This is a genomic window from Streptomyces sp. NPDC005722 (assembly GCF_040630935.1).
GTDB lineage: Bacteria > Actinomycetota > Actinomycetes > Streptomycetales > Streptomycetaceae > Actinacidiphila.
In genome coordinates this window covers 165,480-177,873 of the sequence record NZ_JBEXYN010000002.1, presented here as the reverse complement: position 1 = coordinate 177,873, position 12,394 = coordinate 165,480, and the positions used below count along the sequence as shown (strand labels likewise).

At 74.8% G+C, this 12,394-nt stretch carries 10 protein-coding genes; 3 read left to right on the top strand and 7 right to left on the bottom strand.

Going from position 1 to position 12,394, the window contains the following annotated elements:
* Positions 1-189: 189 nt before the first annotated feature.
* From ABZ479_RS02905 to ABZ479_RS02885, 5 genes are all read right to left on the bottom strand, one after another.
* Positions 190-1,719 carry a phytoene desaturase family protein gene (locus ABZ479_RS02905; RefSeq protein WP_500459524.1) on the bottom strand — a complete coding sequence of 510 codons (1,530 nt, stop codon included), beginning with the start codon at positions 1,717-1,719 and terminating at the stop codon, positions 190-192.
* 10 nt (positions 1,720-1,729) lie between these two features.
* Complete coding sequence (locus tag ABZ479_RS02900; protein ID WP_500459522.1) at positions 1,730-2,344, bottom strand: DUF4126 domain-containing protein; 615 nt, start codon at positions 2,342-2,344, stop codon at positions 1,730-1,732.
* 294 nt (positions 2,345-2,638) lie between these two features.
* On the bottom strand, positions 2,639-3,250 hold the full coding sequence (locus ABZ479_RS02895; RefSeq protein WP_499607749.1) for a TetR/AcrR family transcriptional regulator: 612 nt from the start codon (positions 3,248-3,250) through the stop codon (positions 2,639-2,641).
* A 43-nt stretch (positions 3,251-3,293) separates the two neighbouring features.
* Positions 3,294-5,408: a YhgE/Pip family protein gene (locus tag ABZ479_RS02890; RefSeq protein ID WP_500459521.1), complete on the bottom strand. Its 2,115-nt coding sequence runs from the start codon at positions 5,406-5,408 to the stop codon at positions 3,294-3,296.
* Positions 5,380-6,183, bottom strand: a complete 804-nt coding sequence (locus ABZ479_RS02885) for an ATP-binding cassette domain-containing protein (RefSeq protein ID WP_500459520.1) — start codon at positions 6,181-6,183, stop codon at positions 5,380-5,382. The genes ABZ479_RS02890 and ABZ479_RS02885 overlap by 29 nt, the downstream gene beginning before the upstream one ends.
* Before the next feature lie 198 nt (positions 6,184-6,381).
* Here ABZ479_RS02885 and ABZ479_RS02880 point away from each other — a divergent pair, with 198 nt between their 5' ends.
* The 3 genes from ABZ479_RS02880 to ABZ479_RS02870 all read left to right on the top strand — a co-directional run bounded on the left by ABZ479_RS02880 (position 6,382) and on the right by ABZ479_RS02870 (position 8,376).
* On the top strand, positions 6,382-6,873 hold the full coding sequence (locus ABZ479_RS02880) for an SAV_6107 family HEPN domain-containing protein (protein ID WP_500459519.1): 492 nt from the start codon (positions 6,382-6,384) through the stop codon (positions 6,871-6,873).
* An 87-nt stretch (positions 6,874-6,960) separates the two neighbouring features.
* Positions 6,961-7,731 carry a methyltransferase gene (locus ABZ479_RS02875; RefSeq protein WP_499607759.1) on the top strand — a complete coding sequence of 257 codons (771 nt, stop codon included), beginning with the start codon at positions 6,961-6,963 and terminating at the stop codon, positions 7,729-7,731.
* 234 nt (positions 7,732-7,965) lie between these two features.
* Positions 7,966-8,376 (top strand): SCO2097 family morphological protein, encoded by a 411-nt coding sequence (locus ABZ479_RS02870; protein WP_499607762.1) that lies wholly within the window; start codon positions 7,966-7,968, stop codon positions 8,374-8,376.
* 115 nt (positions 8,377-8,491) lie between these two features.
* On the opposite strand, the gene ABZ479_RS02865 is transcribed toward ABZ479_RS02870, so the two are convergent.
* Positions 8,492-11,032, bottom strand: coding sequence for a transglutaminase TgpA family protein (locus ABZ479_RS02865; protein ID WP_500459738.1), 2,541 nt, complete (start codon positions 11,030-11,032; stop codon positions 8,492-8,494).
* Positions 11,032-12,375, bottom strand: coding sequence for a DUF58 domain-containing protein (locus ABZ479_RS02860; RefSeq protein WP_500459518.1), 1,344 nt, complete (start codon positions 12,373-12,375; stop codon positions 11,032-11,034). Before ABZ479_RS02860 ends, ABZ479_RS02865 begins: the two co-directional genes overlap by 1 nt.
* Positions 12,376-12,394 lie beyond the last annotated feature (19 nt).

The following is a 12,394-nucleotide window of genomic DNA, read 5'->3' as shown; positions in this document are numbered from 1 at the left end:
CGTCTCGTGCGCGAACCGGCCGCGCGTCCAACGCCGCCGTGGCGTCCGGGACCGGCGTCGCGCAGGGCGTCCGCCAGGCGGATGGCACCCTCGGTGAGCGACGAAGGTCGCGGAACTCCCCATCGGGCACGGGCTCGGGCCCGGGTGCGCTCGGTCCGCGTCAGCCGTCCGCGGATCCGGACGCACCGCTCAGCGGCTGCCGCCCGGACCGCCCGCTATGAGGTCGGCGGCGATGGCACCGGACATCCCGGTGTGGGCGAGGCCGCCACCGGGGTGGGACCAGCCGCCCACCAGGTACAGACCGGGGACGGGCAACCGGTTGCCGGGGTGCAGGTGCGCCCCTTCCGCGCCGGCGAGGGCGGGGCGGGGGAGCCGGCCGCCCGGGGTGCCGGTCTCCTCCTCGGTGTCGGCGGGGGTGTGCACGGCGCGCCACAGCAGGCGTTCGGCCAGGTCGGGCAGGGCCGCGGCGGCGGCCGTCTGCACGGCGTCCGCGACGCGCTCGACCAGGCCCGGCGCCCGCCAGTCCACGCCCGACGGTCCGTGGGGCGGCACCGTGACGCCGAGCGTGACCGACTCCGAGGTGTCGTCGGGGCGCAGGGTGTCGTCGTCGGGGCGCAGCACCGTGACCGTCGGGCGGTCGTACAGCTCGCCGCGCGCCAGGGCGGCCGCCTCGGCCTCCGGGTCCGGGGTGTGGACGACCGTGCGGTGCGCCGCGTCCGAGGGCCGGGCACCGCGCAGCGCCAGGCAGACCGTCAGGCGCCCGGGGCCCTCGCAGCGGGGACCGGGTCCGGCGCCCTCCCACACCCGGTCCACGGGCCGGACGCTCCCGGCGCCGTGCGAGAGGAGCGGGGGGAGCAGCCACGGGGCGACACCGGCGACCACGGTGTCGGCCTCCACCCTTGTGCCGTCGGCGAGTTCGAGGCCGGCCGCACGGCCGTCCTCCTCCACGATCCCCGCCACCCCCGTACCGAAGTGGAACTCCACCCTCCGTGCCACGCACCGCGCGTGCACGGCGTCGGCCAGTGCCCGCATGCCACCGCGTACGTACCAACTGCCGAAGGTCTGCTCCATGTACGGCAGGACGGCGGCGCTGGCGGGCGCGGTGCTCGGGTCGAAGCCGTACGCCAGGGCGTAGGAGCCGAGCAGCGCGGCGAGCCGCGGATCGTCCAGTTCGCGCCGGGCGACGTCGGCCAGGGTCGGCGCGCCGCGCCGGAACAGCCCCCGGCGCACGGGGGGCGCCGGATACGGATCGCGGCCGAGCGCGGACGGGTCGGCGGCGAGCGCGTCCTCCAGCAGGGGGCGGCGCGTGGCGTCCCAGACCTCCCGGGCCCGCACCAGCAGTTCGCTCCAGCGCTCGCCCGTGCCGTTGCCGAGCGCCGCGTCCAGGGCGGCGAGGACCCCGCCGCGGGACGCGTTGGGCAGCGACAGCGCGGTGCCGTCGGGGAAGACGTGGCAGCTCGCCGGGTCGACCTGAGCGAGGGCGACGCTCTCCTCCAGGCTCTCCCTGCCGGTCTTGAGGAACAGGTCGCGGTAGACCGCCGGCAGGTGCAGCAGGCCGGGGCCGGTGTCGAAACCGAAGCCCGCGCGCTCCAGGCGCCGCACCGCGCCCCCGTGCGTGGCGGCGCGCTCGTACACCGCCACCCGGTGCCCGCCGGTCGCGAGCCGGGCGGCGGCAGCCATGGCGCCCATCCCCGCGCCGATCACCGCAATCCGTGCCATGGAGGGGACTCTAACCCCAGCCACCGACAACGCCGCGACCGGCCTTGCGGCGCTCCCTGCGGGTCTTCCAGCGCTGCCAGGCACGGCGGATCCGGGACAGTATGAAGAACACCAGGACGATGCCCAGCACCAGCAGCACCGCCGCGACGCAGGCCGCCGCCACCGGGTGGAAGAGCGCGAAGACGATGATCGAGGCGACGCCGACGTCCTCCGCCAGGCTGATCACGATGTTGCTCGCGGGTTCCGGCGAGGTGTTGACGCCCAACCGCAGCCCGGCCTTCACCAGATGGCTCACCAGCGCCGTCGTCCCGCCGACCGCGCCCGCCGCCAGTTGCGGCAGCGAGCCGTCCTGACCGGCCAGCAGGGCCGCCACCACGGCTCCGGCGACCGGCCGGATCGCCGTGTGCACGGCGTCCCACGTGGTGTCCACGTACGGGATCTTGTCCGCGACCGCCTCGCAGAGGAACAGGATCCCCGCGGCGACCAGCACGTCGGTGCGCTCCAGCGCCGGCGGCACCTCGTCGCTGACGCCGGTGACGCCCATCAGGCCCAGCAGGAAGACCACGGCGTAGGCGTTGATCCCGCTCGCCCAGCCGCTGGTGAACACGAGCGGAAGTACCGACATGGGCCGTGATGCTACCGAACCCCCGGCCGGCGCCCGCCGCCTCTGAGCGTACGACCCGGTGGTGAGTACCCGTACTCAGATCCCCACTTGAGTATCCGCACGGATGAGCGCGGCCGGGTCCGGACGCCAAGGTGGAGGTGACGGAAGGGCACGCACCGGAACCGCCGACACGGGGCGGCGGAACGGCGCCATGCCCGGCCGTACGGGGGTGCACGGGGGTGCACGGGGAGCGCCGTCCCGGAACGGCCCGACGGGGGATCGGGCCGCGCCGGGGCGGCGCACCGTCGTAAGGGGTCAGGCGCGGGCGTGCCCGGCGACCCGTCCCTGCAGGAGCCGTGACAGGGCCGCGTGCACGTCGTCGATCGACCGCTCGGGCTGGAAGGACAGCCAGTCCAGCGCCGCGACGAGCACCATCCCGAAGAGCGCGGCCGCCGTGAGCGGCACGTCGATCTCCTCGGAGAGCTCGCCCGCCGCCACCGCGTCGCGCAGCGTCTGCTCCACGACCGCGACCGCCTCCTTGCGCAGCACCATGAGCGTGTCCTGCCAGGCGCGGTTGGTGCGCCACAGCTCGGCCACGTACAGCTGCGTGAAGGACGGGTACTCGGCGATGAAGGCGAGCCCCGCCCGGATCATCGCGTCGATGGCGTCAACGTGGCTGCCGCCGCGCGCGGTGACGCCGGCGCCCGCGTCCCGCAGGGAGGCCGTCAGCAGGCCGACCCCGTGCCGCAGCAGCTCCTCGAAGAGCTCGTTCTTGCTGGCGAAGTTGTAGTAGACGGTGCCCTTGGCCACACCGGCGCGCTCGGCGATCTCGTCGACCGTGGTGGCGGAGAAACCCTGCTCGGCGATGAGCGTGACCGCGGCCTGGAAGAGCCTCTGCCGGGTGGCCTGCCGTCGTGCACTGTTCATGACCACGATTCTCTACGGTCCGGCAGGCGCTTTCGGCGCGGCCTCACAGGGACAGCTCCGGATGCAGCCGGTCCACCGTCCACACCTGCTTGCGACGGGCCGACACCGCGGTGAGCGCCAGCGCGCCCGCGGTGAAGGCGAGCAGCACCAGGACCGCCCGCCACACCGGCCCGAGCCCGCCGCCCGTGATGAGGTGGCGCAGCCCCTCGACGACGTAGGTCATCGGCAGGAAGGGGTGGATCGCGTTGAAGAAGTCCGGGCTGGTCTGCACCGGGTAGGTGCCGCCCGCCGAGGTCAGCTGCAGCATGAGCAGCGCCAGCACCAGGACGCGTCCGGCCGGCCCGAAGCGGGCGTTGAGCCACTGCACGATCGCGGCGAAGCAGGCGGTCACCAGCACGAGGAAGCCGATCGTCCCGGCGGCCCGCACCATCTGCAGGCCGATCGCCCAGTGCAGCACCGCCATCAGGGCCAGGGTCTGCAGCACGCCTATGGCGAGCACCGGCAGCCAGCCGGCCACCGCGATCCGCCAGGCCGCGGCTCCGGCGGCCATGGCGCGCCTGCTGAGCGGCTGCAGCGGCATGTAGGCCACCATCGCGCCGACCCACAGGGAAAGCGGGATGAAGTAGGGGGCGAAGCCCGTGCCGTAGTTGGGCGCCTTGTGCAGCGACCGCGCGGCGAGCCGCACCGGGTCGGCCATCACCCCGGTGCGGCCGGCGCGCTCCGGGCCGTCGTAGTCGGGGATCCGGGACGCTCCGTCGTGCAGGCCGTCGGCGAGCTGCCCGCTGCCGTCGGTGAGCCGGGTCAGGCCGGTCGTCAGGCGGCTGCTGCCGTCCGACAGCCGGTACATCCCGCCCGCCAGGGTGTCGGCCCCCGAGGACAGCTCCCGGAGCCCGGCGTCCAGGGCGCCCGCGCCGGCCGAGGCGGTCCGCAGGCCCTTGGACACCTTGTGCGCGCCGTCGTTGAGACGGTTGACGCCGTCGACGGCGTCCTGCAGCTTCGTGGCGAGCGCCGGGTCGGACAGTTCGACGGCCACCGTGTGCAGGGTGTCCAGGTCGTCCCGGAGCCCGTCGAGGGCCGCGGAGTGCGCGTGCACATAGGTGTCGAGACGGCGGGCGACGTCCGCGACGTCGTCGGCGGCGTCGACGCCCTCCTTCAGCGTCCCGCACTGCGGGGTGACCGCGCCCAGGGGGCACTGCTCGTCATAGGAGCCGTGGATCTGCGCGGCGGCGGTTCCGGCGTCCGCGGCCGCCTGTGCCGACTTCCGTGGCAGGTCCCCGATGCCGTCGCGGGCCGTCCGCGTGGAGCGGGCGACGACCCGCGCGACCGCGTTGATCTCCTTGACGTGCCCCTTGACGAAGGTCAGTTCGTCCGATGCGCCGTTGACCTCGTCGGCCAGGGTCTGGGTCCCCGCGGCGACCTGCACCGCGCCGGTGTCGAGGGCTCCCAGCCCTCCGGCCAGCGAACCGCTGCCCTTCTTCGCCGTGCGCAGGCCGCCGGCCAGTTCCCGTGCGCCGTCCTCGGCGGTGGAAATGCCGTCGCCGAGTTCCCGGGAGCCGCTACGGGCCGTGCCCGCGCCCTTGGTGACGTCGTCGGCGCCGTCCGCGGCCTCGACGGTCTTGTCGTGAAGACCGGAGAAGGCGACGAAGATCCGGTCGTAGAAGTCCCGCGACGCCTTGGTGGAGGCGGCGGAGCGCACCTCGGAGAAGACCGTGCGGGAGATCTGCCCCACGATGTAGTTGTTGGCGTCGTTGGTGCGCACCTGGAGCGCTCCGGTGCGCGGGTGGTCGCCGGAGCTCGACGCCACGCGTGCGCTGAAGTCGCGCGGGATGGTGAGCGACAGGTAGTAGGTGCCGTCCTCGACGCCCTCGGCGGCCTCGGCGGCGCCCGTCTCGTGCCAGGCGAAGGTGTCGCTCTCGCGCAGTCCGTCCACGATGGAGTCGCCCGCCGTGAGCCGCCGCCCGTCCACGGTGGTGCCCTCGTCGGCGTTCACCAGGGCGACGGGTATCTTGTCCAGCCGCCCGTAGGGGTCCCAGAACGACCACAGGTACAGGGCGCCGTAGAGCAGCGGCAGGAGCAGCAGCGACACCATGGCCGCGCGGGGCAGCCGCCCCCTGCCGAACTTCCTCAGCTCAAGCGCTGCCAGTCGCGGCGTGCGCATCGGCCGCCCCCTCCTCGTCGATGGTGTCCTCGTGTCCGGCGTCGTGTCCGGCGGCGGTCTCCGCGACGGCGTCCGCGGTCGCGGCGCCGTCCGCGTCGCCGCCCGCGGCGCAGGCCCGGGTGCGGACCACCACGGCGTCCGGCGGCGCCTCGGTGCAGACCGCCAGGACGGTCGTGCCGTTCGCGGCGATGCCGCGCAGCATCCGCCAGGCCTGTTCGCGTTCGGCCGGGGACAGTTTGTGGTCGGCGTCGTCCACCGCCAGCACCTTCGGACGGGCCAGCAGCGCGAGGGCGGTGCCCAGGCGCAGCGCCTCGAGCCGCTCCAGGTCCCGGGCGGCGGTGCGTTCGCCCTTGGGCAGCGTCGACAGGTCCAGCCCGGCCGCCGCCAGCGCCTCGTCGATCCGTGCCCCGTCGCTTGTGCCGGGCCGCCGCAGCAGTTCGCGCAGCGAGCCGCCGAACCGCCGCCGCAGCAGCACGCGTTCCCGCAGGTGCTCGCCCGCGGTGAGGGCGGGGTCGAGTTCCGACACCCCGGCGACGGGTCCGAGCGCGGTCACGCGGCGGACCGCGGCGAGTTGCCGGGGCAGCCGGAACCCGGCCACCTCGGCCCGTCCCTCGGTGGCGCGCATGCGCCCGGTCAGCGACAGCAGCAGGCAGGTGCGGCCCGAGCCCGAGGCCCCCTCGACGGCGATCAGACCGCCCGCCGGCGCGGTGAAGGCGACGTCCCGGAACACCCAGCCCCGGGGGCCCTTGAGTCCGAACCCCTCCGCGGTGATCACGCGGCCGCCCCTTTCTTTGCACTGACCAGTCAGTACAAAAACTCTACCCCATGGGGTCATCGGCCCGCGAACCCGGCGGCGTTGTCCGGCCACGGCGGCCATCTGTGCAGGTCAACGTGATTGTCAGAGGTGTGCTTCACGATGAGTGGTGAAGGCAGGGAAGTGTCGGACACGTCATGCGAAGACAGGAGGTATGTGATGACCGCGTCAGTCCGCAGCGGTGCCGTCGGTGGCGGCGGCGCCGCCGACGTCCACCCCGTGCTGCGCCGGGCCAACGCCCCCGCGGCCGCCCTCGACCTGCTCGTCCAGGCCCGGCGGGGGCTCGACGAGGCCGCCGTCCTGGAGATCCCCAACGACCGCTTCGCCACCGCCCACTTGGCCGCCCTGCGCACCGCGGCCGCCGTCCTCGCCGTGCGCGGCCGTCCCGAACCCACCAGGCGGCGCCGGCAGCGGATACGCAGCGCCTGGGAGGTGCTGCCCGAGGTCGCGCCCGAACTGGCCGAGTGGAGCGCCCTGTTCGAGGCGGGGGCCGCTCAGCGGGCCCGCGCCGAGGCAGGCATCCAGAACGCGGTCGGCGCCCGCGAGGCCGACGACCTGATCCGCGCCACGGAGATGTTCCTGCGGCTCGTCGAGCGCATGCTGGCGCTGCAACCCGTGCTGGAACGCCCGCAGACCGGCCGTCCCGCTTGATCGGCCGCAGGGCGGCGGCCCACTAGAGTGGGTTCCAGGCTGGGCCGACCGGTCCCCAGCCCCGTCCGTCCGCGAGGAGCCGTCCGCATGTCCCGTCCTGGAGGGGCCGAACCGCTGCGGCCCCGCGCAGCCCTGCGTACCGCCGTGGTCTGGGAGGTCCTGCGCGACGCGCTGGACCGGCAGGCCAAGGCCGCCGGCCGGGACGTCCTCGACGTGCTCGACACCGGTGGCGGCACCGGCAACTTCGCGGTGCCCGTGGCCAGTCTGGGCCACCGGGTGACCGTGGTCGACCCCAGCCCCGACGCGCTCTTCGCCCTAGAACGCCGCGCGGCGGAAGCGGGAGTCACCGACCGTGTCCGCGGGGTGCAGGGCGACGCCCACGGGCTGCTCGACGTCGTGCCGCCCGGCAGCCACGACGTGGTCCTCTGCCACGGCGTCCTGGAGTACGTGGACGACCCGGCCGAGGGCGTGCGCAACGCCGCGGGCACCCTGCGTGCCTCCGGCGCCCTCAGCCTGCTCGCCGCCAGCCGCCACGGAGCGGTGCTCGCCCGGGCGCTCGCCGGCCACTTCGGCGAGGCCCGGCACACCCTGGACGACCCCGACGGCCGCTGGGGCGAGGGCGATCCGACGCCCCGCCGCTTCACCGCCGACGAGCTGACCGCCCTGGTCACCGACGCCGGGCTGCGGATCGGTTCGGTGCACGGCGTCCGCATCTTCGCCGACCTGGTCCCCGGTGTCCTGGTGGACACCGAACCCGGCGCGATGGACGCCCTGCTGAGGCTGGAACTGGCCGCCGCCGAGCAGCCGGCCTTCCACGCCGTGGCGACCCAGTTGCACGTGCTGGCCGAGCGCGGCTGAGCCCGCGCGGGGGTCGTTCCCGTTGCCTCTTCCGGTCACCCAGCGGGAGGAGTCCGTCACACGACCCCCGATTCCCGGTTCAGGGCCGTATGCTGGCATGACGTGGCGTTCGACGGGGAAAACACCCCCCGTCGGATTGGCGTAGTGGGGCGGGTTTCACGGGGGCGATTCCCTGCCTATCCTGGAAGGGTCGTACTGGTCGCTCCCCCCGCGACCGACGAGGAGGAGGACTCCGTGCCGCTCTCGGAGCACGAGCAGCGCATGCTCGAGCAAATGGAGCGAGCGCTGTACGCCGAAGATCCCAAGTTCGCGTCGGCGCTTGAGGGAAGCGGGCTGCGCACCTACACCAGGCGGCGCGTCTACCTGGCTGTGGCGGGCTTCCTGGTGGGCATCGGGCTGCTGATGGGCGGCATGATCGCCCAGCAGCCCTGGATCAGCGTCGTCGGCTTCCTCGTGATGCTCGGTTGTGCCGTTCTCGCCGTCACCGGCTGGCGTCGTGCCGCCAAACCGGGTGCGGCCGCCGCTCCCGCGGGGCAGCCCCAGCAGGGTGCCGCGGGCCGTGGCCGTCGCAACCAGCCGCGGCGCAAGATGATGGACCGCATCGAGGAGCGCTGGCAGCGGCGCCGCGACGAACAGGGCCAATGACACAGGCTTGAGAACGAAGGGGCGGGGTTCCGGTGGGAACCCCGCCCCTTCGCCATGTCGTCGTCGCGCCGGGGGAGGGAGGGCGGCCACCCGGCCGCCCTCCCTCCCGCGGCCCTCAGGAGGTCCGGCGCTGCCGCAGCGGCCGCATCACGGCGTCGCCCGCACCTCGCAGCCGGGCCGACAAGCGGGCCGACCCCGTCGACCAGCGCTCCGCGGACCGCCACACGACCCGGACCGTCGAACGCGGCAGCAGCAGGGCGCGGATCCGCGTCACGGTGTCCGCGTTTTCGCGCAGCCCCTCCCGTACCAGCCGGACGTCCTTCGCCGAGCCCGAGGCGATCGGCGGCCGCGGCGAGAACAGGGCCTGCTCGACGGCGGTCGCCAGACGCCGTGCGGCCTCCGCCGCATGCCCCTCGAGTCCGCCGTCACTGATCAGGCGGCCCGCCACCCGGCGCGGGGTCTCGGACTCGTCGGGCCGCAGCCCGAAGTCCCAGGCGGTGTCGATCAGCTCCAGCCACGCCGCCAGGGTGCGGGCGCCGTCCCGGGCGCCCATGGCGTCCAGCTCGCCGGGCGTCGGATTCGCCGCGGCGCCGCGCCCGTCGCCGTCCTCGGCCGATGCGCCCCGGGCGCGCCCGGTCAGCTCCAGCCACGCCGCCAGGGCGGCGGGGTCCTGGCCGCCGCCCAGGCGCAGGGAACGCTGCCTGCGCCGCCAGAGCAACGGCAGCAGCAGGACGAGCACCAGCAGCGGTACCGCGGCCCAGAGGAGGACGAGCACGGCCCAGGCGAGGATCTTCGGCCACAGCCGCTCGTCCTCGGCGCCGGCGCCGGAAGCCTGCCCCAGGGGGTCGCAGTTGCCGAGCTGGGCTTCCTTGCCCACGCAGGCCGGCGCGACGGTCGGGCCGGTGCTCGCCCCGGCGCCCGCGGACTGCTCCGGGGTGTCCGGTGCCGACGGCCCGGTGTCGGAGGTGGCCGTCTCCTGGGTGTAGCCCGGCAGGGTGCCCCGGGTGGGCGTGGGCTCGAAGCGCGTCCAGCCGACACCCTCGAAGTACAGCTCGGGCCAGGCGTGCGCGTCCTTCAGCCCCACCGCGTACGCGCCGTCCGACTCCGCGGTGCCGGGCGTGAAGCCGACCGCCACCCGGGCCGGGATGCCCAGGGTCCGCGCCATCGCCGCCATGGTGAAGGCGAAGTGGATGCAGAACCCTTCCTTGTTGTTCAGGAAGCGGGTGATCGCCTGGACGCCGGTTCCGGAGCGCACCGAGGTGTCGTACGAGAAGGCGCCCGAGGTGAACCAGCGCTGCAGGGCCAGGGCCCGCTCGTAGTCGTTACCGGCGTCCTTGGTGACGTCCCGGGCCGTCTGCGCCACCACCTCGGGCAGCGAGCCCGGCACCTTCGTGTACTCGGCCCGCAGCCGGGCGTCCGCCGGCGGCGCGCTCGCCAGCTGCTCGGCGGTCGGCTCCAGCTCCAGGCTGCTGACCTGGTACTGGGTGCCGGAGGTGGTCTGGCCCCGGTCGCCGATGATGGTGCGGCCGGTCTGCTCGAAGCGCCAGCGTCCGCCGACCTGCACCTGGGTGGCCGGGTACGGCAGCGGCAGCCACATCTGGACGTAGCTCTTGTCCGCCGCGATCGACGTGGCGACCTCCGTGGCCTTCACGCCGGATCCCAGCCCCTGGGGGCCGGGCAGTACCTTGGGCACGCCGGTGAGGGAGCGCTGGGCGGGCTCCCACTTGTCGCCGGTGAAGCGGTCGAGCGCCACGATCCGCAGGTACATGTCCGCGTTGGAGACGGCGTTCGTCCGGTAGCGGAGCACCACCCGGTCGTCGGACTGGTTCAGGTTGTCCTGGAGCGCGACCACGGGATTGACCGCGGAGATCGTGCCGCCGCCGCGCCCGTTGCCCGAGCCCGAGCCACCGGTCGGCAGCAGCCCCACGCCCGTCGAGGGCAGCGCCCACGACGCCACCAGGGCGACGCCGAGCGACATCGCCCCGATGCGGCGCCCGGTGCGCACCGGGGCCACCGCCCCGGTCGGCCCCCCGTACCCGGCCCGCGCGCCGGATCCGACGCCGCCGAAGACCCGGCCCCAGCGGGAGATCCGGTCCCGGCCCTCGGCCAGCAGGAGCAGCAGGTAGCCGACGGCGGCCAGCAGGAAGTACGGCCAGCGGGTGCCGTCGCCGCCGGCCAGCCCCGCCGCGATCGAGTACAGGGCCAGCAGGGGCAGCCCGGCGGGGGCCGCGCTGCCGTAGGTCACCGCCAGCGCGTCCACGGCCAGCCCGATCAGCAGCACCCCGCCGAGCAGCAGCAGCCGGATGCCCGGGGTGACCGGCGCCGGGATGGCGAACTGGGTCACGTCCTGCATCGCGGCCGTCAGCAGGTTCCCGAACTGGGTGTACGCCGCGGGCCCGGGCAGGACCCCGAACAGGGCCTGGTCGCTCGCGAACATCAGGGTCAGCACCAGCAGCGAGACCACCGCCTGCGCCAGCACGGTCAGCGGCCGTGCCAGCGGCACCCGCCGGGTCGCCGCGCCCACCCCGGACTGCAGCGCCACCAGGAAGGCGGCCTGCAGGATCCACGAGCTCGGCGTCGCCAGCGGCAGCAGCGAGCAGGCGGTCATCAGTGTCGCCGCCGCCGCGCAGACCGCGAGCCGTCCCCGTCCGCTCATCATCGCGTCCCCGCCTCCTCGCGCGACCGGTGCCGGTCGGCGCGCTGCCACAGGTCGGGCAGCCCGTCGCCGGCGGCGGCCGGGAGCACCGTCCAGCCCGTCTCGCGCAGCATCCGCACGGCCCGTGCCGAGGCCCCCTCGGACGCGTCCGCGCCGGCGCTCGGCCGCTCGGCCTGGGGCCGGGGCGTCCCGTCCTCGTCCAGGGCCCCCCAGGCCGCGCTGTCCAGGACGAAGGCGACGGCCGCCCCCGCCCGCTGCCGCATCCGCCCCGCCATCGCGGCCTGCTCCTCGTCGAGGTCCCCGAAGAAGGCCACCAGCAGGCCCTCACTGCCCGTACGCAGCACGTCGAGCGCACGGGAGAGCCCGGCGCCGTCCGAGTGGTCGACCACCGCCAGGGTGTCCAGCATGGCGCCCGCCGCGTCCGAGGACTCGGTGCTGCCGAAGCCCTCGGACCCGGGCACGGTGCTGCCGGTGTCGGTGAGCAGCCGTACGGAGTAGCCGCGCTCCAGCATGTGCATCGCCACCGACGCCGCCCCGGACACCGCCCACTCGAAGGCCGAGTCGGGCCCGGCGCCGAAGTACGCCACGGCCCGGGTGTCCAGCAGCACCGTGCAGCGCGCGCGGTGCGGCTGCTCCTCGCGCCGCACCATGAGCTCGCCGTACTTGGCGGTCGAGCGCCAGTGCACCCGGCGCAGGTCGTCGCCGTGGCGGTAGCCGCGCGGGATCACGTCGTCCTCGCCCGCCAGCGCCAGCGCCCGGGTGCGGCTCTCCCCGTAGCCGGAGGAGTCGCCCTTGAGCTTGACCGGCGGCAGCGGCTCCACGCGGGGCACCACGGTCAGGGTGTCGTACGCGCTGAAGGAGCGGGTGAGCTCGCACATGCCGAAGGGGTCGGTCAGCCGCAGCTGCAGCGGCCCCAGCGGATAGCGCCCGCGCAGGTCGGAGCGGACCCGGTAGGACACCTCGCGGTGCCCGCCGGGCTCCACCCGGTCCAGGATGAAGCGGGGCCGGGGCCCCAGCACGTAGGGCACCCGGTCCTGGAGCATCAGCAGCCCGGTGGGCAGCCGCGACACGTTGTCCACCCGCAGGTGCACCCGCGCCTCGGACATCGCCGGCACCCGTGAGGGCGACAGCCGGCGGCTGCCCGCGACGCGGTACCGCGTGCGGTACAGGACCGCCACGCAGGCCAGCGGCAGCACGGCCAGCAGCAGGCCGACCCGCAGCAGGTCCGGCTGCCCCAGGACGTAGGCGCAGACGGCCGCCGCGATCCCCGCGGCCAGGAAGGAGCGGCCCCGCGTGGTGAGGCCCCCCAGGGCGGCCCGGAAGCCGCTTTCACGCTCGGTCACGCGACACCTCCAGCGCCCC

Bases quoted from the DNA above. Each gene is read 5' to 3' on its own strand.
- ABZ479_RS02905 (WP_500459524.1), bottom strand. From the start codon at position 1,719: ATGGCACGGATTGCGGTGATCGGCGCGGGGATGGGCGCCATGGCTGCC.
- ABZ479_RS02900 (WP_500459522.1), bottom strand. From the start codon at position 2,344: ATGTCGGTACTTCCGCTCGTGTTCACCAGCGGCTGGGCGAGCGGGATC.
- ABZ479_RS02895 (WP_499607749.1), bottom strand. From the start codon at position 3,250: ATGAACAGTGCACGACGGCAGGCCACCCGGCAGAGGCTCTTCCAGGCC.
- ABZ479_RS02890 (WP_500459521.1), bottom strand. From the start codon at position 5,408: ATGCGCACGCCGCGACTGGCAGCGCTTGAGCTGAGGAAGTTCGGCAGG.
- ABZ479_RS02880 (WP_500459519.1), top strand. From the start codon at position 6,382: ATGACCGCGTCAGTCCGCAGCGGTGCCGTCGGTGGCGGCGGCGCCGCC.
- ABZ479_RS02875 (WP_499607759.1), top strand. From the start codon at position 6,961: ATGTCCCGTCCTGGAGGGGCCGAACCGCTGCGGCCCCGCGCAGCCCTG.
- ABZ479_RS02865 (WP_500459738.1), bottom strand. From the start codon at position 11,032: ATGAGCGGACGGGGACGGCTCGCGGTCTGCGCGGCGGCGGCGACACTG.